Annotated in this window: 22 protein-coding genes; 6 read left to right on the top strand and 16 right to left on the bottom strand. The window is 46.9% G+C overall.

Features of this window, described 5'->3' with window-relative positions; all coding sequences use genetic code 11:
- Window positions 1-44: 44 nt before the first annotated feature.
- Window positions 45-1,040: a glycoside hydrolase family 15 protein gene (locus tag ABR335_RS09510; protein WP_013859386.1), complete on the bottom strand. Its 996-nt coding sequence runs from the start codon at window positions 1,038-1,040 to the stop codon at window positions 45-47.
- A gap of 680 nt (window positions 1,041-1,720) precedes the next feature.
- On the opposite strand from ABR335_RS09510, the gene ABR335_RS09505 reads away from it, so the two are divergent.
- Window positions 1,721-1,873 (top strand): YpzG family protein, encoded by a 153-nt coding sequence (locus tag ABR335_RS09505; RefSeq protein WP_014098273.1) that lies wholly within the window; start codon window positions 1,721-1,723, stop codon window positions 1,871-1,873.
- 232 nt (window positions 1,874-2,105) lie between these two features.
- On the opposite strand, the gene ABR335_RS09500 is transcribed toward ABR335_RS09505, so the two are convergent.
- The 3 genes from ABR335_RS09500 to ABR335_RS09490 form a co-directional block, all read right to left on the bottom strand.
- Window positions 2,106-2,612, bottom strand: coding sequence for a DsbA family oxidoreductase (locus ABR335_RS09500; protein WP_017550412.1), 507 nt, complete (start codon window positions 2,610-2,612; stop codon window positions 2,106-2,108).
- A 23-nt stretch (window positions 2,613-2,635) separates the two neighbouring features.
- Window positions 2,636-3,145 (bottom strand): GNAT family N-acetyltransferase, encoded by a 510-nt coding sequence (locus tag ABR335_RS09495; protein WP_017550413.1) that lies wholly within the window; start codon window positions 3,143-3,145, stop codon window positions 2,636-2,638.
- A 218-nt stretch (window positions 3,146-3,363) separates the two neighbouring features.
- A complete protein-coding gene (locus ABR335_RS09490) occupies window positions 3,364-3,990 on the bottom strand; it encodes an NUDIX hydrolase (RefSeq protein WP_017550414.1) in 627 nt (208 codons plus the stop codon).
- Window positions 3,991-4,298: 308 nt separating this feature from the next.
- On the opposite strand from ABR335_RS09490, the gene ABR335_RS09485 reads away from it, so the two are divergent.
- Window positions 4,299-5,591, top strand: coding sequence for an Nramp family divalent metal transporter (locus ABR335_RS09485; RefSeq protein WP_014098268.1), 1,293 nt, complete (start codon window positions 4,299-4,301; stop codon window positions 5,589-5,591).
- Window positions 5,592-5,676: 85 nt separating this feature from the next.
- On the opposite strand, the gene ABR335_RS09480 is transcribed toward ABR335_RS09485, so the two are convergent.
- The 4 genes from ABR335_RS09480 to ABR335_RS09465 form a co-directional block, all read right to left on the bottom strand.
- Window positions 5,677-6,126 carry a Dps family protein gene (locus tag ABR335_RS09480; RefSeq protein WP_014098267.1) on the bottom strand — a complete coding sequence of 150 codons (450 nt, stop codon included), beginning with the start codon at window positions 6,124-6,126 and terminating at the stop codon, window positions 5,677-5,679.
- 80 nt (window positions 6,127-6,206) lie between these two features.
- The gene (locus ABR335_RS09475) at window positions 6,207-6,671 is read right to left on the bottom strand and encodes a VanZ family protein (RefSeq protein ID WP_014098266.1); all 465 of its coding nucleotides are present in this window, start codon (window positions 6,669-6,671) and stop codon (window positions 6,207-6,209) included.
- A gap of 182 nt (window positions 6,672-6,853) precedes the next feature.
- The gene (locus tag ABR335_RS09470) at window positions 6,854-7,801 is read right to left on the bottom strand and encodes an ABC transporter permease (RefSeq protein ID WP_014098265.1); all 948 of its coding nucleotides are present in this window, start codon (window positions 7,799-7,801) and stop codon (window positions 6,854-6,856) included.
- On the bottom strand, window positions 7,798-8,736 hold the full coding sequence (locus ABR335_RS09465) for an ABC transporter ATP-binding protein (RefSeq protein WP_014098264.1): 939 nt from the start codon (window positions 8,734-8,736) through the stop codon (window positions 7,798-7,800). Before ABR335_RS09465 ends, ABR335_RS09470 begins: the two co-directional genes overlap by 4 nt.
- Before the next feature lie 167 nt (window positions 8,737-8,903).
- Between ABR335_RS09465 and ABR335_RS09460 the strand changes: the two genes are divergently transcribed.
- Complete coding sequence (locus ABR335_RS09460) at window positions 8,904-9,242, top strand: hypothetical protein (protein ID WP_035184866.1); 339 nt, start codon at window positions 8,904-8,906, stop codon at window positions 9,240-9,242.
- A gap of 47 nt (window positions 9,243-9,289) precedes the next feature.
- Here the strand turns inward: ABR335_RS09460 and murB are convergent, their stop codons facing one another.
- The 3 genes from murB to ABR335_RS09445 form a co-directional block, all read right to left on the bottom strand.
- Entirely contained in the window at window positions 9,290-10,201 is a 912-nt protein-coding gene (gene murB, locus ABR335_RS09455) for a UDP-N-acetylmuramate dehydrogenase (protein ID WP_035184818.1), read from the bottom strand.
- Window positions 10,194-10,703, bottom strand: a complete 510-nt coding sequence (locus ABR335_RS09450) for a DUF1189 family protein (protein ID WP_061086794.1) — start codon at window positions 10,701-10,703, stop codon at window positions 10,194-10,196. The genes murB and ABR335_RS09450 overlap by 8 nt, the downstream gene beginning before the upstream one ends.
- 71 nt (window positions 10,704-10,774) lie before the next feature.
- Window positions 10,775-11,020: a YuzB family protein gene (locus tag ABR335_RS09445; RefSeq protein WP_014098260.1), complete on the bottom strand. Its 246-nt coding sequence runs from the start codon at window positions 11,018-11,020 to the stop codon at window positions 10,775-10,777.
- A 289-nt stretch (window positions 11,021-11,309) separates the two neighbouring features.
- Here ABR335_RS09445 and gndA point away from each other — a divergent pair, with 289 nt between their 5' ends.
- The gene (gene gndA, locus ABR335_RS09440) at window positions 11,310-12,722 is read left to right on the top strand and encodes an NADP-dependent phosphogluconate dehydrogenase (RefSeq protein WP_014098259.1); all 1,413 of its coding nucleotides are present in this window, start codon (window positions 11,310-11,312) and stop codon (window positions 12,720-12,722) included.
- 35 nt (window positions 12,723-12,757) lie between these two features.
- Here gndA and ABR335_RS09435 read toward each other — a convergent pair whose 3' ends face one another.
- The 3 genes from ABR335_RS09435 to fabG are packed head-to-tail and all read right to left on the bottom strand — an operon-like array spanning window position 12,758 to window position 14,484.
- Entirely contained in the window at window positions 12,758-13,162 is a 405-nt protein-coding gene (locus ABR335_RS09435; RefSeq protein ID WP_017550423.1) for a MaoC/PaaZ C-terminal domain-containing protein, read from the bottom strand.
- On the bottom strand, window positions 13,159-13,608 hold the full coding sequence (locus ABR335_RS09430) for a MaoC family dehydratase N-terminal domain-containing protein (protein ID WP_017550424.1): 450 nt from the start codon (window positions 13,606-13,608) through the stop codon (window positions 13,159-13,161). The genes ABR335_RS09435 and ABR335_RS09430 overlap by 4 nt, the downstream gene beginning before the upstream one ends.
- A gap of 15 nt (window positions 13,609-13,623) precedes the next feature.
- Window positions 13,624-14,484 carry a 3-oxoacyl-ACP reductase FabG gene (fabG, locus tag ABR335_RS09425; RefSeq protein ID WP_230951731.1) on the bottom strand — a complete coding sequence of 287 codons (861 nt, stop codon included), beginning with the start codon at window positions 14,482-14,484 and terminating at the stop codon, window positions 13,624-13,626.
- A gap of 92 nt (window positions 14,485-14,576) precedes the next feature.
- Between fabG and ABR335_RS09420 the strand changes: the two genes are divergently transcribed.
- Window positions 14,577-15,941, top strand: coding sequence for an FAD-binding oxidoreductase (locus ABR335_RS09420; RefSeq protein WP_251459600.1), 1,365 nt, complete (start codon window positions 14,577-14,579; stop codon window positions 15,939-15,941).
- Between the two features lie 102 nt (window positions 15,942-16,043).
- Window positions 16,044-16,457, top strand: a complete 414-nt coding sequence (locus ABR335_RS09415) for a hypothetical protein (protein WP_350346143.1) — start codon at window positions 16,044-16,046, stop codon at window positions 16,455-16,457.
- Window positions 16,458-16,541: 84 nt separating this feature from the next.
- Here the strand turns inward: ABR335_RS09415 and mnmH are convergent, their stop codons facing one another.
- Both mnmH and selD read right to left on the bottom strand, forming a co-directional pair.
- Complete coding sequence (gene mnmH, locus ABR335_RS09410) at window positions 16,542-17,588, bottom strand: tRNA 2-selenouridine(34) synthase MnmH (RefSeq protein WP_014098253.1); 1,047 nt, start codon at window positions 17,586-17,588, stop codon at window positions 16,542-16,544.
- 33 nt (window positions 17,589-17,621) lie between these two features.
- Window positions 17,622-18,671, bottom strand: coding sequence for a selenide, water dikinase SelD (gene selD, locus ABR335_RS09405; protein WP_014098252.1), 1,050 nt, complete (start codon window positions 18,669-18,671; stop codon window positions 17,622-17,624).
- Window positions 18,672-18,792 lie beyond the last annotated feature (121 nt).

Genomic DNA, 18,792 nt, shown 5'->3' with positions numbered 1-18,792 from the left:
GCGGGTCGCGACTTAAAACAGCTTAAAATCGGCTGTTCAATTGTTTAGCGGACGTCCATTGTTTTGAAGAACTGGTACGCCAAAGAAACAGACCAGGCAAGCGGTTTATTTCCATTCGGCACGTACTTGCCGCCGATATAAAGTTCCGGGATTTCCCAATTTTCCGTAATGATGCTTTTGGTTTTTTCCACATATTCATTTGCCTTATCATACATACCCAGTTCATAGAAACATAAACCAAGCCATGGAAAACCAAAGCACCATTCGGCTTCGGCGCCTTCATTATAGTATTGGTCATTGACATAGCGGATCACACCGTATTTCCGTTCAAGCGTTGTGGTGACATCTTCCAGTATTTGAAGCGCCATATCTCGGTTGACAATCCGGTAAGGGTAAATGAGAGACAGTAAAGCAAGGTCGGTCGGTTTGCCTGCGCTCTCCCGCGGCAGCAGTTTATAAAGTGTTTCTTCCCCTTTTTCAATCAGCCCATCCTCCACATGCACGAGCATCCTGACTGCTTTTAAGCCGGCAACGCATGCCCCGACACTTGAAGCATGCACTTCCATATTCTCTTCCCACATCCCGTTATCTTCGGCCTGCCAATATTCCAGACACTCGAGATAGTCAACCAGTTTTTGGATAATCTCCAAATCTTTCTGGCTGCGGATGATTTTTTGGCCGTGGTGGACGCCTTCCCCTACGCCCCAAAGGAAAGCCCCGATAGCATCGTTTTGGGCATGGCCCCATTCTTGCGGGAGTTCCTCGAGGTCAGTGGAATAGCGGGCGTGGATATATTCATATAAATACCGTGGCCTTTTCTTTGTATGAATGTCAATTTTCCACTCATAGCGGATAAACAGATCAAGCAATGCCTGGTATGCTTTTTCATAATACGGGGACGGCGTGGCTAAAAAAGGCAGAACGGTATATACGACATCTCTGATCCAAACATAATGGTAGTCGGAAGACAAACTGGCGGTATAGGCACCGTTTGGCAGGCGCATCCGGTCAATGACCTCAACAGCTTTTTCGATGTTCATCAATCTTCACCTCCAAAAAGTTGATCCATACCATTAGTGTTGGCAAGAGGCTGATCCTTTTATAACCATTCCAACATAACTCCCCTGTTTTAAAGCGCTTTCAATAAGATCTTTGCTTTTTTCAGATGCATTCAAGCCGGGAAAAGCCGTGTTTTGACAAACGGCGTTGCTACCATTGCCAGCCATTTCTTTTCCTGGACGGTTGTTTTTTATATATTATGTCTGCATTTGTTGGATGATTATATAGAAAGCCTAATCAAGCCCGATTTTTTTGCCCATTTCTGCCCGCTTGAATTCCGGCATCCCGGAGTTTTTTCCGTTCCTTTCCCTTAAATGCTTGTTTTGGTTTTTGTTTTTATTGTGTTATCAGCACACAGTGTAATTTGATTACATAGGCGCGGCATGGTTTCCAATTTGGCATAATTGCGGTTTTGTTTGCTATTCATTTTCTGTTATTAGCACAATGTACCATACGTACATCTTAATCTTGATATGGATGGGGAAAATGTGACAATGTATGAGTTTTTAGCACATTGTGTCTTTTGTTTTTTTCGCTCTGCCTTTCAGCCGGATTTTGCCCAAAGCACACACGATGTGTAATTTTGCCCTTTTTGCACAAGCTAGCATTGATATTCGGTATGAATATCACCGGTATCCAAATCCTTCCAAGAGGTGATCGTATGAGCTACAAAGACCAGCTGGATCCGCATTCCGAGTTGTTCCATTACAACTGGACGCGGCGGAAACATACAAATTCCCAGGTCAATGGCGAGACGGAAGTTACACAAAACACCATCATCTTGAGGAGCAATGCAAAAGCGCATCGCTGGTGAGGATACTAAAAAGGCCGGGATGATTCCCGGCCTTTTTTGGTTGTGGTAATAAACGGAAATCCGCCAAAACGCTTGTTTTTCGTTTAAAATCATGCTATATTGGTATAGCGATGAGCTGAATTGCATAAGCCGGCAAGGCAACCTTTTTGGAATGCACAATGTGGAGTGCAAGCCTTAGCCGCCGCAAGAAAGATTGGAAAAAAGCGCCCCGGACCGGGCGCTTTTTTCATGTTTATATGGCCGCTACATAGGTTTCTTCTCGCCATGCTTCATGCATGGACTGAACAATAAAATCAACCGGGCGGGCTCCCGAAATCGCATATTTCCGGTTGATGACCATAAAGGGGGCAAAATCCGCGCTCAATAGATCTGCTTCTGCCTGGTCTTTTTTGATATGCTCCAAGTAAACATCCGTTACAATGGCTTTTTCAGCCGCTCTTTTATTCAGTCCGGCCATTTGGGCAGCCTGTAATAGATCTCCTGTACCTGGTGAAGGCTGCCGGGCATACGTTTCAAACAGGGCCTTCGCAATGAACGCCTGCTTCCCGTGTTGTTTTGCATAGTGCAGCAATTTATGGCTCTCTTCAATATGTACTTCTTTTTCGGGGTTTTTCACGAAACTGCGAAATTCCAGTTGAATGCTTTCCCTGTGGCCAAATTGTTCCAGTGCCTCGCCAAGTCTTACAAAGGCAAGATAAGAATCTGCCGATGAAAAATCCGACCATAATTCTATTTTCATAACTTTATAGCTCCTTAAGCCTTTCAAAATCCTTGAATTTTTTTACCAGTGATGATTAAATCGTGCATGCGTCCGTCAAGCACAGCTACTTCTTTCAAATGCCCCCAAGTTTCAAACCCGAAGGATGCAAACAACTTTAAACTGGCCTTGTTTTCGCTGAAAATAAAGCCGAGCAGTGTTTCCACCCCTAGCTTCGGGCAGGCTTCCAACATTTTCCCGAGCAGGTGCTTCCCGGCTCCTTTACCTCTCCATTTTTCGCTGACATAAATACTGACCTCAGCAGTAGGCTGGTAAGCTGGCCTTCCGTAAAAATCGCTTAAACTGATCCAGGCAGCAATCTCCCCGTCTGCTTCCAACACCCAAAGCGGCCGGCTGTCCGGGTGATGGGCTTTAAACCACGGCAACTTTTCTTCTACGGTGACCGGGACTGTGTCAGCCGTTATAATCCCGTTTCCGATGCAGGCATTATAAATGTCCAAGACCTCCTGCAGATCTTCTTCTGTGGCATTTCTGATTAGGCCATGCTGTATCATCGCTCATTTTCCCTCGATTGTAAAAGTCTCCTCCGTTTTCGGAACGGAAGCTTTGTATTATAAACAACATTTTATAATAATTTCACGTAATTGAACAGTTTTTTTATGTCCTGCACACCAGACCATGCTGAAAACACCCGGTATGAAGGCAACCGGCTGCCGGATTCCGGCGGCATTTCCGGTTTCCGAAAGGGCAGGACAGCCGCCACGGGCATCATTCAAGCTTTGTCCGCACCCAAAATATCCATAAAGTTTTTCAAAATGCCGGCGGTTAATCCCCAAATAACATAATCCCCGTAGTAATAAAAATACTCGTCCATTTGCTGGCTGTTCCATTTATATGATTTACCACCCTGAATTAAATGGAAAGGAAAATCCTGGTCAGGCTCCACCTTAAATTCAATCCGGTAACATTCCGGCGCTGTTTTGGCAAAATGCGAAAGCGGGACTGTAAAGACTTCTTCCACTTCGCCCGGATTCGGATGAAAAGGCATATCCGGCAAAAAACCCGCAAACGGAAAGATCGCGCGCCTTCCATATGATGAAACGACATAGTCAAGCGGGAATACGTTGCGGATGACAGACGCATCCATGCACAGTTCCTCGGTTGTTTCCCGAATCGCGGCTTCCATTGGGTTTTTGTCCGTCGTTTCAATTCTGCCGCCCGGAAAACAAATTTCCCCCGGCTGTTTTCTTAACTGCCGGGACCGGACTTCAAATAAAACATGAAGGCCATCGCCTTTTTGAACGAGCGGCAACAGGACTGCAAACTGGGACAAACGGTCCATTCCAAAAACGGACGGTTTCCGCCTTTTTAATTTTTTAATAATGAATGCCTCGTTCAATCGATTCCCCCCTTTTAAACTTCGTTTCCATGATGTGAAAACAGTTTTCCCTATACCTAATATATACCACAGTTTTCAAGAAAAGGATGCATTTTTCTCCCCTCCTTTTTTCTCCCGGAGCAGAAGCCATAACAGCACAGGAATCGGGCATAATGAACAAAAAGCATGTTTTCCATAAAAAATACAGGGGAAAATGCATGCAAAAGGTTTACTTTTTCGCAAACATTGAATACAATAGTACTAGATAAAGTTTTCCCTAAGGAAACTTTTTTGTTTCAGGGTTAAAATTAAAGAAAGGGGAAACATCTATGAGTGAAAAAACGATGAGCCAAAAAATGCCAGGCCGCACGTCCCATAATACAACGAGCGCACAAGCTGTACTACGGGGGGATGTGAAAGGGTTAAAACGGATTTTGCCTTTCCTAGGCCCGGCCTTCATTGCAGGCGTTGCTTATATCGATCCCGGTAATTTTGCCACCAATATTACGGCAGGATCGAAATACGGCTATATGCTGCTTTGGGTCATTGCCTTTTCAAACTTAATGGCCGTTTTAATCCAGTCCCTTTCCGCAAAGCTCGGCATTGCAACCGGGAAAAATTTGCCGGAAGTGGCACATGACCATTTTCCAAAACCGGTGTCGATCTTTTTATGGATTCAAAGTGAGTTAGTCATTATTGCAACAGATTTGGCAGAATTTATCGGCGCAGCTTTAGGCCTGTATTTAATTTTCGGCCTTCCGCTTTTGCCGGCCGCATTGATTACAGCAGTCGGATCGTTTGCTATCCTCGAATTGCAGCGCCGCGGCTACCGATCGTTTGAGGCAGTGATTGCCGCCCTTGTGATGATTGTCGTGCTCGCTTTTGCTTTGCAAACATTTCTGGCAAAACCGGAATGGGTAAAAGTATTCGGTGGGATTGTCACGCCAAAATTCGATGGCATCCAAAGCATTGTCCTGGCTGCCGGCATTCTCGGCGCCACCGTCATGCCCCATGCCATCTATTTGCACTCTTCATTGACGCAAAACAGAATCGTCGGAAAAAACGAGCTGGAAAAAAGAAAAATTTTCAAATTTGAATTGATCGACATCATCATCGCAATGGTGATCGCCGGGGCCATCAATATGAGCATGCTTGTGATTGCGTCCAGTGTATTTTATAAAAACGGCCTTGTCGTGGAAGATCTGGATGTCGCGTTTCGTGAGTTCTACACCCATATCGGACCGGCAGCGGCGATCTCTTTCGGCCTTGGCCTTTTGATTGCAGGGCTTTCCAGCTCCTCTGTCGGCACATTATCCGGTGATGTCGTCATGCAAGGGTTTATCAACAAACGGATCAATCTTTATTTGCGCCGTGCGATCACAATGATCCCGCCGCTTCTCATTATCATGATGGGCACCAACCCGACAAGCGCGCTTGTAATAAGCCAGGTCATTCTCTCATTCGGGATCATCTTTGCCCTTGTCCCGCTGATTCTGTTCACGAGCAACAGACAGATCATGGGTGAACTGGTGAACCACCGGATAACGAGCATCATCTCGTGGATCGTGGCAGGATTCGTCGTATGCCTGAATCTGTTCCTTTTGATTGATACATTTATATAAAGTGAAACAGCCCTTCCATCAAATGGAAAGGCTGTTTTTTTATTTGCCGCTGCTTTTTCACGGCTTAGGAAAAAAGTAGCGGCATTTACCGTTTGTCCGCCATCGCATCCAGCATCCAAATATCTTTGTCAAACCGGGTCAGAAAACGGGTGAGCAGATTGACGGTGGCATTGTCCTTGTTTTCTTCCGCCAGCGGAATCCCCGTTTCCCGGATTTCCTTTGCCAACTGCGCCAAATCCTCCCTTAATTGCTGCAGCAGTTCGCCCTCTTCATTATCCGCGCTCGCTTCAACAAGCGTCTTCTGGTCAAGGAATTTCGACATGGTCGCAAGCGGCCGTCCCCCGATTGCCAAAATTCTTTCGGCAAGCACATCCATTTGTTTTGAAAATGACCGGTACAAATCTTCAAAATAAGCATGGAGCGTGAAAAAGTTTTTTCCCTGAATATACCAGTGGTAACGGTGCAGTTTGATATAAAGCACTGTAAAATTTGAAAGTTCCTGGTTTAAAAATCGGACCAGTTTTTCTTCATCCAATGCATACTTCCCCCCTTTTACAGGCCGGCCATTGATTGGTCCTCGTTAGATTTTCACCGCAGGGCTTTTCTTATGCATATTTAACGCCAAATCTCAATTTTGATTTTTTTCACAAGCTTGCGGACCAGTAAAAAGATACCGTAACCGCACAATCCACCCGTTGTATTCAGCAAAATATCATCCACATCAAAACCTCCGACATGGAAATATCCTTGAATGGTTTCCACCAAAGCCGATGCCAAAAACGACAGCAATCCCATTATCCAGACCTTTCTCAGCCGCCTGAAAAGAAAGGGCAGGAAAAACCCGAACGGCATAAACATGAAAATATTCCCAAACAGATTGGAAAACCAGACTTCAAATTGAAAGTAACGGTAATAAAGGATATACATTCGGATCGTTTTAAACGGAATGATATTTTGGCTGGCAGAATTGGGCGCATGGCGGTACGGGATAAAGAACAAAAGTTCCGCTAAATAAGCAGCATACACAATGAAAATGAACAAAACGGCCGCATTGATTTTTTTCCGGTTATTTTTTCCCATATCATCCTCCAGCGGTCCGGGCAAGCCCCCATTATCATCCTATTCGGCGGGTGCACACGCTATGCGCCGCCCGTACAGCCTGATGCGTCCGCCGCTTTAAAAAAGCAAAGAGAGACCTGCTCTGGCAGATCCCTCCTTCACCCGGCCTTTTACAGCCATTGTACCTGAATTTACCCGTTGTATCAAAACGCAATGTCGCGTTTTTGAAAATACCAAAAGGTCAAGGTCATAAAAACGACATAATAAACAGCAAGCGTGATTAATGAAAACGGCAAGGTGACACCGTCTGTAAGTTTATCCTGGTACGCATAAACAGACAAGTCCAAATGCGGGAAAATCAGGAATTTCAGCCAATGGTACCGGTTCATCAGAAATAGAATAATCCCACCCAGTGTGTTTGTGATAAACAGGGCAAAAATGCCGATTCCAACAGCCAGAGCCTGACTCTTGAACAAGGTCGAAAGCATGAACGCAATCGCGCTTACCATGACAAGGCTCGGCAAATAAAGGGCAAATTTCAGGAAAAATTGCGGTCCGATTTCTTTAATTTTATATTGGCTGTCACCCACAGTATTTTCTATCATTTTCATATGGAAACTGCCGGATCCCTGAAAAAGAAGGCCAATCAAATAGCCGGCTATAAGCAGAACGGCAAGCAGCAATACCGCATAGGCTGTGACAGCAATGTATTTGGACAGCAAAATTTTCCATCTCGCATGCGGGCGGATCATCAGTTGCTTAATCGTCCCGGATGCAAATTCCGATGAAACGTTGGCGCTCCCAACGATCACACTGAACAAGGTGACAAATGAACCGAGCGGAATGACCACATTGTTCATGAAATGCCAGTTTGAATGGGCATCCGGATTGATATTGTATTTCAAATAATCTTGGTTTTTTTGGATGGTTGGCGCAAGGTCCGCGTATTGTTCAGGATCCTTTTTCATTAGCGCCTCATCCGCTTTGATTTCTTTCTCGATTTTCGTACGCCAGTTTGGATCGTCTTTGCCGTACACCTTATTGTAAAACAGTGCAGCAATTAGCACGAACGCGACAATCAGGAGCATATAGACCCATGCGCTTTTCCGGGCAAATATTTTCATCCATTCATTTCGGATTAAAGCGATCATTGATTTTCCTCCCCTGTTGTATGATTCGTGAGTTCAAGGAAACGGTCTTCCAGCGTTTTCTTTTCAAAATGAATTTCATAGACGTTGCAGCCGCTTCCTACCAATGTTGCGTTGATAACGGCTGCGTCTTTGTAAGCTGCCGAAACCAAAATACGCGTATCATCGACAATGGAAACCGGAAAATGGAGCTGTTTCTCCACCGTCTGCTTCGCGCTTTCGCTGTCATCCGTTGCAAACAAGATATCGCGGCGGTCATCCTGTTTTACCGTTGTCGTTTCTGCCATCGTTTCAATATGGATCAGTTTCCCTTTTTCAATAATGGCATAACGGTCGCACATCAGTTCCATTTCTGAAAGCAGGTGCGAGGAAACGAGGACAGATACCCCGCTTCCTGCCAGCTCCCGCAAATAGCCCCTGAATTCGCGGATGCCTTGCGGGTCAAGGCCGTTTGTCGGCTCATCAAGGATCAATAACGAAGGCTGGTGCAAAATCGCCTGGGCAACCCCGAGCCGCTGCCGCATTCCCAACGAATACGTTTTGACTTTTTGTTTAAGGGCATCTTCCAGTTTGACAAGCTTTGCGACTTCCCATAATCTCTCTTCGGAAACGGGTTTCCTTGACATTCTCTTATAGTGGACGAGATTTTGATAGCCGGTCATGTACGGATAAAATTCCGGATTTTCAACGATCGCGCCGATTTCATTCAAAGCCCCTTTGAAATCTTTATCAAGGCTTTTGCCGTTAATAAAGATTTCCCCGCTTGTGCGTTTCATCAATGAAACAATCATCCGGATAATCGTTGTTTTACCGGCGCCGTTTGGACCGAGAAGGCCGAAAACCTCACCTTTTTTCACTTCAAAACTGACCTGGTCCACAATTTTGCGCGAGCGGATTTGTTTTGTAATCCCTTTGACCGAGAGCGCCATTTCACTCATAACATCCCTACTTTCTGCTAAACGAGTCTAATCCATATACGAAACTGGCCTTAAAAAGTTTCAAAAAAGATTCGGTTAAAAAAGCATTTGATTGTGGTATATACATATTTTAATGAAGAGCCCCATAAAGATATTCATAGAGACGTTCTGGGAGTAGAGGGATGACAATGGAAAAACTGAAATGGAAACTGGCTTTATTCATCATCTGTCTGGCCGTGCTTGCAGGATTGATCTTTTTTCAGCGCCCGGTAAGCTATCAGCGCGTAAAGATTATCGATAAATTTTACACGCCCAACCGGAAAGAAATGCCGGTTGCAACCGGTGTGAAAACAAAGCGAAAAATAAAAGTGGCACCAACAACGACAAAACCGTATTGCGCGATCGCATTCAATAACGGCAAAACGCTTGCGATCGACTGCGATACGTATTTAAATTTTAATATTGGCGACCAAGTGTACATCAAATACCGTGGAAACCGGTTAACCGATATCCGCCGGAAAGGATGAAAAACATCCCGATTCCTTTGCTACATGCAAAAGAACCGGGATATTTTTTAATCTTCCCCGATAATTTTTACTTCTGTCTCAAGATCTACCCCAAATTTTTCTTTTACCGTTTTTTGGACAAATTTGATCAAATTCATATAATCCGTTGCCGTTCCGCCGCCGACATTCACCATAAACCCGGCATGCTTTGTCGAAACCTCGACGCCCCCGATGCGTTTCCCCTGGAGCCCGCTGTCCTGGATCAGTTTCCCTGCAAAATAGCCGGGCGGCCTTTTAAACACGCTGCCGCACGATGGATATTCAAGCGGCTGTTTCGATTCCCTGAGATCAGTCAATTCATCCATTTTGGCTTTGATCTCCTGTGCGTCGCCCGGCTCCAGGCTGAACGTCCCTTCAAGCGCAATCTCCCCATTTTCCGCAATGGAACTTTTCCTGTACTGGAAGGACAAATCGCTTTTTTCAAGCCTTTTCATCTCGCCTGTTTTGGTCAGGACAAGCGCGCTTTTCAGAACATCTTTGACTTCCCCGCCATACGCCCCCGCATTCATATACAGCGCACCGCCGACAGATCCCGGTATCCCGCAGGCGAACTCAAGCCCTGTCAGCTTTTGCTTTAAAGCATAGCGCGAAACATCGATAATGGCTGCACCACACTGGGCTGTAATGTCATTGCCTGTATGCGATATTTTCGCTAATCTAGTCAGAATCAGCACAATTCCCCTGATGCCGCCGTCTTTGATGATCAGATTGGAGCCGTTGCCGAGGATCGTGTACGGCACGCCGTTCAGAGAGGCAAAACGGACCGTCTTCTGCACTTCTTCATATGTCTCGGGGAAAATCAAAATATCCGCTTTTCCCCCTGTTTTTGTAAATGTATATTTGCTTAACGGTTCATCTTCCAGAATTTGACGCGGATAAATGAGCGAACGCAAGTCTTGTAAAATTGTCTTTTCAGCCATGTTCTTCTCCTTCTTTGCTTTGATGCCTCTTTATTTCCGGATAGTGGAGGATCATCGCCGCCAAACAAAAAAGCGGATACCCGATCAGCACCACACCCGAAACAAAACCGTTTTTCGTAAACCATTCATGAATGATTGTATGTAAAATGAACGGGACCGTTATGACAAAGCATGACATTTTCCATAAATGCTGGTAGGCCAGTTTTCTCTTCCACAGCTTCCTGAGCCCGTATCCGGCAAAAGCGAGCAAAGAAATGCCCGCCAATACGCCGCACAGGACAACGAGCACATAAGCGAACAGAAAGTAAAAAACAAATTGGATGGCATTCAGGGCATCAAGGGATCCGCCGGTTAAAAGTGCAGGGATATGCAGACAGGAAACCATAAGAACAAGCAGAACCACATACAAAACCGTCCTGTCCATCGGAAGCCTGTTCAAACGAAAAGCAGCTCTTTTTCCCGGCAATAAACAGCTGTATTTGAACGCAGTCCAAATATCCATCCTGCTATCCCCCTATCCCGAATGCTCCACTCCACATTATAATATAAAAAACAATTTGAAACGAGAACCATTTACGACAGATTCTTTAATTCCGTTTCAATTGCTGCTTTAATTTTTTCAAGGCAAGCCTCAGGCGTTTTGGCAAAAATCCTTTTTCCGTTCACCATCGCAAACGGACTGTAGGTGCATAACCCGCACGCCATTAAGCATTCATTTGAAATCACCGCAACTTCAGGATACCGGGATTCAAGTTCTGCTTCCACATCAATTGTGTTGATCAGGCTGCCTTCACATATTTCGACTAAAATAATGCCCAATCCCGTTTCCTCCTTTTGCTTAAAAGCCGTAAAACGGCATCTTTATCCATTATACTGTAAGCTTTAAAAAAATCCCAACAGGCGCGCTTTCCCGGAGGTCCCCGTTCATCGGAAATCGTATACACGGACACTTCTTTCCCGGAAAATATAAATATTTTCCGGCCAGGCTGTCTTTTTCTTTATAATAACAGGAGATATTTGGTACAATAATGTAAGACTTCCATTTTGCTTGCAGCCACCTGCGCGCAAAGGAAAGACTTTACAATCTAATCATGTTGAGGTGTCTACATTGGAAAAACAGCAAATCGGCGTCATCGGTTTGGCCGTCATGGGGAAAAACCTTGCGTGGAATATCGAAAGCAAAGGTTACACCGTTTCGGTCTTCAACCGTTCCCGTTCAAAAACCGAGCAAATGTTAAAAGAATCGGAAGGAAAAAATATTTTCGGTTATTTTACAATGGAAGAATTCGTCCATTCGCTTGAAAAACCGCGAAAAATCCTGCTGATGGTCAAAGCGGGCGAAGCAACAGACGCCACGATCGAGCAGTTAAAACCGTTTCTCGACAAAGGCGATATCTTGATTGACGGCGGCAACACATTCTTTAAAGATACACAGCGCCGTAACAAGGAATTAAGTGCACTCGGCATCCATTTTATCGGCACCGGTGTCTCAGGCGGTGAAGAAGGCGCGCTGAAAGGCCCTTCGATCATGCCTGGTGGGCAAAAAGAAGCATACGACCTTGTTGCACCGATTTTAAAAGACATTGCTGCTAAAGTAAATGGTGACCCGTGCACAACCTATATCGGTCCGGATGGTGCCGGCCATTATGTGAAAATGGTTCATAACGGCATCGAATACGGCGATATGGAGCTCATCTCAGAGTCCTACAATCTGCTCAAAAATATCCTCGGCCTCACTGCGGACGAGCTGCACGAAGTGTTTGCCGACTGGAACAAAGGCGAGCTCGACAGTTATTTAATCGAAATTACCGCTGATATTTTTACAAAAAAAGACCCAGAAACCGGCAAACCGCTTGTCGACGTCATTTTAGATACGGCCGGCCAAAAAGGGACAGGCAAATGGACAAGCCAGAGTGCGCTTGATCTAGGGGTTCCGCTGCCATTGATTACGGAGTCCGTATTCGCCCGCTTTATCTCGGCCATGAAAGAAGAACGGAAAGCGGCAAGCAAATTGCTAAAAGGGCCTGAAAAACCCGCTTTTTCAGGAGACAAAAAAGCGTTCATTGAAGCGGTCAGAAAAGCATTGTACATGAGCAAGATTTGTTCTTACGCCCAGGGCTTTGCGCAAATGCGGGCCGCTTCGGAAGAATATAACTGGGATTTGAATTACGGTGAAATTGCGATGATTTTCCGCGGGGGCTGCATCATCCGCGCGCAATTTTTGCAAAAAATCAAAGATGCGTACGACCGCGATCGCAATCTTAAAAACCTGCTCCTTGACCCGTATTTCAAGGAAATCGTGGAAAGCTACCAGGATGCGTTGCGCGAAGTCATCGCGACAGCTGTCCGCTTCGGCGTACCTGTGCCGGCTTTGTCCGCAGCGCTTGCCTATTACGATTCGTACCGTTCGGAAGTGCTGCCTGCCAATCTCTTACAGGCCCAGCGTGACTATTTCGGTGCCCATACGTACCAGCGCGTTGACAAAGAAGGCATCTTCCATACGGAATGGCTTGAGTTATAATTCAGAAAAATCCCGCCGCACCTGGCGGGATTTTTTTACTCTCCGTACATTTTGAACACGATTTCGCCTTTGATCACTTTTCCCCCGTCTTGATTGGCCACCACTGCTTCATACGTTTGCCGGGCGCCTTGCGCTTCTTTCAGCGTTGCCGACAGTGTCAAGCGATCGTCTAGAAAAACCATGCCCGCAAAGCGCACGCTAAATTTTTCGATGAATCCTTCGCCAACATACGGTGTAAACAGCTTTCCGAGATTTCCCATTGTCCACATCCCGTGGGCAATAATGCCGGGCAGCCCGGCTTTTTCTGCTGCTTCATCGATCGTATGAATCGGATTAAAGTCGCCGGAAGCACCAGCGTACTTGATTAAGTCCAACCTTGAAACCGGCGGGAGTTCCATGCTTTCCAGGCTGTCCCCGGGTTTTTTCGCGCGAAGGTTCATCCTTTCATCCCCTTCCGGACCGTTTCAGAAAGAATAATCGTTTGGGTTGCGGTCATGACGATTTCACCATTCTTATCTTCCGCCGTGCTTTTTATAAACAAGAAACCCATCTGTCCGAGCTTTCCTTTTCTTTCCTGGTATTTTTCAATTTCCCTATAGCAGTGCAATGCTTCTCCGACATAGAGCGGCCGTTGATATTCGAAATTTTGTTCCCCGTGTATGAGCCCAGCTTTCGGAAGGTCCAGGCCTTCTATTATCCCGTAGTCAAACGTGACCGGGAATGTCGGCGGTGCGATGTTGGCTTTAAACCCTTTTTCAGCCGCAAAGGCAGGATCTGTAAAAACAGGGTGCGGGTCACCGATGGCTTCGGCGAACTTTCTGACAGCGCCCCTTTCGATCGTATTTTGGACCGGATTTGACCGTTTTCCAATCAGTTCTTCAAACATCCGCCCGCCCCCTTATTATGCTTTCGGCCCGCCGGCAACATAGAGCACCTGGCCGTTTACGAACGACGATTCTTCCATCGCAAAGAAAAGGACCGCGTTTGCAATATCTTCCGGCTTTCCTGTCCGACCGACAGGAATCATCGATTGATTAAATGCGATAAAGTCGTCGAATTTAACGCCGAGCCGCTCAGCCGTCGCTTTTGTCATGTCGGTTTCAATAAAGCCGGGCGCAACCGCATTGGCGGTAATGCCAAACTTTCCGAGTTCAAAGGCCAGCGTTTTTGTAAAGCCCTGAATGCCCGCTTTTGCCGCCGCGTAGTTTGCCTGGCCGCGGTTGCCGAGCGCGGAAGTGGAAGAGGTATTGATGATTCTTCCGTATTTATTTTCAACCATGTTTTGCTGGACAGCCCTTGAAAAGAGGAACGCCCCTTTCAAATGGACATTCATGACGGTATCCCAGTCTTCATCCGTCATTTTAAACAGCAGATTATCGCGGATCACGCCTGCATTGTTGACAAGAATATCAATCTTTCCATACCGGGTGCACACAGCTGAAACCACCGCTTCCACCTGCGTGCGGTTTGCCACATCCGCCAGCTGCCCGAATACATCGTAACCGCTTTCTTTGAGAGCCTTTACAGTTTCTTCTAAAGCCTTTTCATTGATATCGACGAGACAGACTTTTGCCCCTTCTTTGGCAAAGGCGGCTGCAACGGCTTTGCCGATCCCTCTGCTTGCACCCGTTACAATCGCAACCCTGTTTTCAAACCTTTTCAAAACCGCTCCCCCCTCGCATGTTCGAATTTTTCTGTTTGTTTTAAATATATACAGTAAACAGTTTAAATTAAACGCTTCCTTTTGTAAATATTTGTGCATCCCTTTCAAGCACTCCACTGCCAAAAATTTTGTCAGCGCTTTATTTTTCGTATATTATAAAAAGTAGAAATATACATAAAGAGGTGGCAAGCTTGGAAAATTTTATTTTAAAACTGAAAGAATTGATCGGCCCGGATTTGGTCAGCGGAAATGAAACGGTTCTTGAGCAGCACAGCAGGGACGAATCCTATCATACACCCCATTTGCCGCAGGCTGTTGTATTTCCCGAGTCGGTGGAGCAAGTAAGGAAAGTGGTTGCTTTTGCCAATGAAAACCGCATTCCGGTGATTCCTTTTGGCCTCGGTTCCAGTCTCGAAGGCCATGTCATTCCTTATCAGGGCGGGATTACGCTTGATATGATGCGGATGAACAAAGTGGTAGAAGTACTTGACCGTGACTTTATTGTCCGGGTGCAGCCGGGTGTGACGCGCACGCAGTTAAACCGGGAGCTGAAAAAGTATGGTTTGTTTTTCCCGGTCGACCCGGGGGCGGATGCAACATTGGGAGGGATGGCCGCGACCAACGCCAGTGGCACCACTTCTGTTAAATACGGGGTCATGCGCGACCAGGTGTATGATTTAGAAGTGGTACTGGCGGACGGAACGGTCATTCATACCGGAAGCCTTGCCGCAAAATCATCGTCGGGCTACCATTTAAACGGGCTCATGGTCGGGTCTGAAGGGACACTGGGCGTCATTACCGAACTGGCTTTAAAAGTATACGGCATTCCGGAAGCAATGGTTGCGGCAAGGGCCGTTTTCGAAACGGTCAGGCAGGCGGTTGATGCTGTTGTCGCGATCCGCCAAGCCGGGATCCCGATGGAAAGGATGGAACTGGTTGACAAACGGTCGCTTCAGCAGGCAAACCGGTTTATGGGGACATCGTATCCGGAATGGCCCACTTTATTTTTGGAATTTACAGGGAACGAATCCGGGTTAAAACAAGATGTCAACTTTGCGAAAGACATCCTTGCCGAATTCCAATGCAAAAATGTTATGTTTGAAAAAGATGAAAAAGCGCGCCATAAGCTCTGGGATGCGCGGCATAAACTTGCCTACGCTTTTGTCCGCGGCACGCCGGGAAAGAAAATGATGGTAACCGATGCCTGTGTCCCCCTTCATTTCCTTCCCGAAGCCATTGAAGATACGCGCAAAACGCTTGACAGAATGGGCATGGACGGGGCCATTGTCGGCCATGTTGGCGACGGCAACTATCATGTCATTTTAATGATCGATATGGGAAATGAAAATGAAATTCGGCAGGCACAGGCGTTAAATGAACATATTGTGTCATTTGCGCTTTCAAAGGGCGGTACCTGCACAGGCGAACACGGCGTTGGGATTGGAAAGGCAAAATATCAGCGTGAAGAACACGGGCCCGCTTATGGGATGATGAAGAAAATCAAGGATCTGTTTGACCCGAATCATATTTTAAACCCCGGTAAAATCTTTATTTGAGGCTTTTGCCCGCATTTTTTTCACTTTTTGGGGCAAATGTCTATAACCATGCGCCCTGATCCACATACTCTAATGTTGAACACCGAAAAGGAGTGGGTTGAGATGGAACAAACATATGGAAATTATCCGCAATCTCAGGGGTTAGGGCATTTCGGCAGCTATGCCGGGGGAAGCCAGCCTTATTATGATGATGATATGGATATGATGCAGCATTACGGTCCGATGGGGCAAATGGGCCAGATGGGAGCAGCAGACGGTTTGGCAGGGCAATATCCGATGGCAGGGCAAATGTACCCGGGACAGCATCCCGCAACTTCGATGTATCCGGGCATGTACGGCATGCCGGGGTACGGTCAGCATATGGGAATGCCGATGGGCCCGGGGTACACAGGCGCCGGTTACGGCCATGGACAAATGCCGGGTTATCCAGGATATGCGGGCGCTGGGATGGGCATGTCCCCGGGAATGATGCACGGTTATTACCCGGGCATGACAGGCAGGGATTGTCATTGCTGACCGGGGCATACCCGCGAGCCAAATCCATAAGGCGTACCAAATAAATCCGCAGTGATACATGTAAACAGCCGGCCTGCCATTGCTTTAGTGCAACGGAAGGCCGGCTGTTTTTAACATTTCTTTTAATTGGCCGAGCGCTTCGTCGGTATGTCCGGCCCGGATCGTTTTCACCCTTTCTGTCTCCTCTATTCCGAGCGAATGGTCATATCTTGGATCATAATAATATTCGAGCAGCCATTTTACGGCCTCATGATATCGTTCAGTCTGTAAATCTTTCTCGATTTCTTTTGCAACCGGCGTGTGAATCCGTTCTTTGATGCTTTGAAAGGCACGGATGCACGCTTCTTTGTTCTCCCACGGCCGGTAATCATCCAAAATATTGCGGACCCGTTCCTCCACCGGCAATTCAATCATAATTTTCGTGCCGCGCGCTTTGTTTTCCATCAAAAATTCCGGCACCACTACTTTTCCGATTCTTTTGCTTTCCGCTTCCATCAGAATATACGGCGCATTTTTCAATTGTAAAATGCGCTCTGCCAACAAAGCATCGAACGTTTTCTGGTTATGGGAGCTTAGGCCGATATCCCCGAAAATGCTGCCGCGATGATTGGCCATGCCTTCCAGGTCAAGGACCGGATAGCCTTCCGAAGCAAGCGCCCGGAGCATATACGTTTTACCGGTGCCTGTATAGCCGCCCAGCACATACGTAACCGGATGAAAGTCCATATTTTCAAGCAGACCTGTCACCCATTTCCGGTAGGCGCGGTAGCCTCCCTGGAGCCGGTAGGCATGGATGTCCATCAGATCCAAAACGGTTGCCGCCGTTTTGCTCCGCATACCGCCGCGCCAGCAAAATACCGCTTTTTCCCCTTCTATTTCACGGAAAGCCTCGATAAAACCGGGCAACTTTTTCGAAAAAATTTCAAGTCCGCGTTCTTTCGCAGCGCGGTTGCCGGATTGGGCATAAATCGTCCCCACTTCCGCCCGTTCTTCATCATTAAATAAAGGAATATTCACGCTCCCCGGAATCGTTGCGTTCCGGTATTCGGAAGGGGAACGGACATCCACCCATGTGAGCTGCTTTTTCTCCATCCGTTTTCTTGCTTCTTCAATGGTAATGTCTTGAAACAAATATTTCCCGCCTTTCTATGGTTCCTGATGGGACTATTGCACTTTGATACGGCCGGGATGACTCGCGACGACTTCACCGATCAGGCTGGCTTCCACCCCTGATTTTACAAGTTCTTCGAGCAGCTGTTCCGCTTCATCGCCGGCAACGGACAGCAATAGGCCGCCTGATGTGACCGCATCACTTAAAATCCATTTATCTATTTGGTCCATGCCTTCTGGGAAGTCGACGACATTTTCAATATGGGCAAAATTATTCTTTGTGCCGCCCGGAACAGCACCTGCTTCCGCCAGTTCACGCACGCGCGGCAGCACCGGCACTTTGTCTTGGTAAATACGGAGCCCATTTTTGCTCCCCTGCGCCATTTCGGATGCATGGCCCAAAAGCCCGAACCCGGTCACATCGGTCGAAGCATGGATGGTGTAATCCCGGGAAATTTCAGCTGCTTTTTTATTTAAGGTGGCCATGACATTGGTCACGCGTGTGATCTCTTCTTCCGTTAATAAATCCCGTTTAATGGAAGTGGTCAAAATCCCGACCCCGATCGGTTTCGTCAATATCAGCTTGTCCCCCGGTTTGGCCCCTGCATTCGTGCGGATATTTGCCGGGTGGATCGTGCCAGTCACCGCCATCCCGAATTTAGGTTCCTGGTCATCAATCGAATGCCCACCGGCTAAAGTGACCCCGGCTTCTTTGCACTTATCACCGGCGCCTTTTAAAATATCGGCAAGAATGGCTTTGTCGAGGGTATGGATCGGAAAAGCAACAATATTCAGCGCAGTTAGCGGCGTACCGCCCATGGCATAAATATCACTAATTGCGTTTGCCGCCGCCACCTGGCCGAATGCATAAGGGTCATTGACAATCGGTGTAAAAAAGTCGACTGTCTGCACGATTGCCAAATCATCCGTCAGCTTGTAAACGCCGGCATCATCGTTCGTATCGAGCCCGACAAGCAAATTCGGATCCGCTGCCTTCGGTGGCAGCGTCCGCATCACCTGCTGCAAATCCGCCGGACCGATTTTGCATCCGCATCCGCCTTTTGTTGTCAGTGAAGTCAATTTTATTTTTTCTGATTGTGCCATATTGCATCAACCTGACCTTTCTTAAAGCATGTCTGATCCTTGTACCATTATAGACCACTTCGCAGCAAAATGCATTTTCTTCCGCTCCGTCCGCCTAATGAGGACGCTGAAAACGGATCCC

Source organism: Heyndrickxia faecalis (assembly GCF_040267745.1).
Classification (GTDB): Bacteria; Bacillota; Bacilli; order Bacillales; family Bacillaceae_C; genus Weizmannia; species Weizmannia faecalis.
The sequence above is the reverse complement of the archived record's forward strand: the minus strand, read 5'-3'. Positions and strand labels throughout refer to the sequence as shown.

What these genes read in the sequence shown, in the direction of transcription:
- ABR335_RS09435 (WP_017550423.1), bottom strand. Translation starts at nt 13,162, where the DNA reads ATGAACCTTCGCGCGAAAAAACCCGGGGACAGCCTGGAAAGCATGGAA.
- ABR335_RS09470 (WP_014098265.1), bottom strand. Translation starts at nt 7,801, where the DNA reads ATGATCGCTTTAATCCGAAATGAATGGATGAAAATATTTGCCCGGAAA.
- ABR335_RS09510 (WP_013859386.1), bottom strand. Translation starts at nt 1,040, where the DNA reads ATGAACATCGAAAAAGCTGTTGAGGTCATTGACCGGATGCGCCTGCCA.
- ABR335_RS09485 (WP_014098268.1), top strand. Translation starts at nt 4,299, where the DNA reads ATGAGTGAAAAAACGATGAGCCAAAAAATGCCAGGCCGCACGTCCCAT.
- ABR335_RS09460 (WP_035184866.1), top strand. Translation starts at nt 8,904, where the DNA reads ATGGAAAAACTGAAATGGAAACTGGCTTTATTCATCATCTGTCTGGCC.
- fabG (WP_230951731.1), bottom strand. Translation starts at nt 14,484, where the DNA reads ATGCACAAATATTTACAAAAGGAAGCGTTTAATTTAAACTGTTTACTG.
- murB (WP_035184818.1), bottom strand. Translation starts at nt 10,201, where the DNA reads ATGGCTGAAAAGACAATTTTACAAGACTTGCGTTCGCTCATTTATCCG.
- ABR335_RS09505 (WP_014098273.1), top strand. Translation starts at nt 1,721, where the DNA reads ATGAGCTACAAAGACCAGCTGGATCCGCATTCCGAGTTGTTCCATTAC.
- ABR335_RS09495 (WP_017550413.1), bottom strand. Translation starts at nt 3,145, where the DNA reads ATGATACAGCATGGCCTAATCAGAAATGCCACAGAAGAAGATCTGCAG.
- ABR335_RS09430 (WP_017550424.1), bottom strand. Translation starts at nt 13,608, where the DNA reads ATGTTTGAAGAACTGATTGGAAAACGGTCAAATCCGGTCCAAAATACG.
- ABR335_RS09500 (WP_017550412.1), bottom strand. Translation starts at nt 2,612, where the DNA reads ATGAAAATAGAATTATGGTCGGATTTTTCATCGGCAGATTCTTATCTT.
- selD (WP_014098252.1), bottom strand. Translation starts at nt 18,671, where the DNA reads ATGGCACAATCAGAAAAAATAAAATTGACTTCACTGACAACAAAAGGC.
- ABR335_RS09475 (WP_014098266.1), bottom strand. Translation starts at nt 6,671, where the DNA reads ATGGGAAAAAATAACCGGAAAAAAATCAATGCGGCCGTTTTGTTCATT.
- ABR335_RS09450 (WP_061086794.1), bottom strand. Translation starts at nt 10,703, where the DNA reads ATGGATATTTGGACTGCGTTCAAATACAGCTGTTTATTGCCGGGAAAA.
- ABR335_RS09465 (WP_014098264.1), bottom strand. Translation starts at nt 8,736, where the DNA reads ATGAGTGAAATGGCGCTCTCGGTCAAAGGGATTACAAAACAAATCCGC.
- ABR335_RS09415 (WP_350346143.1), top strand. Translation starts at nt 16,044, where the DNA reads ATGGAACAAACATATGGAAATTATCCGCAATCTCAGGGGTTAGGGCAT.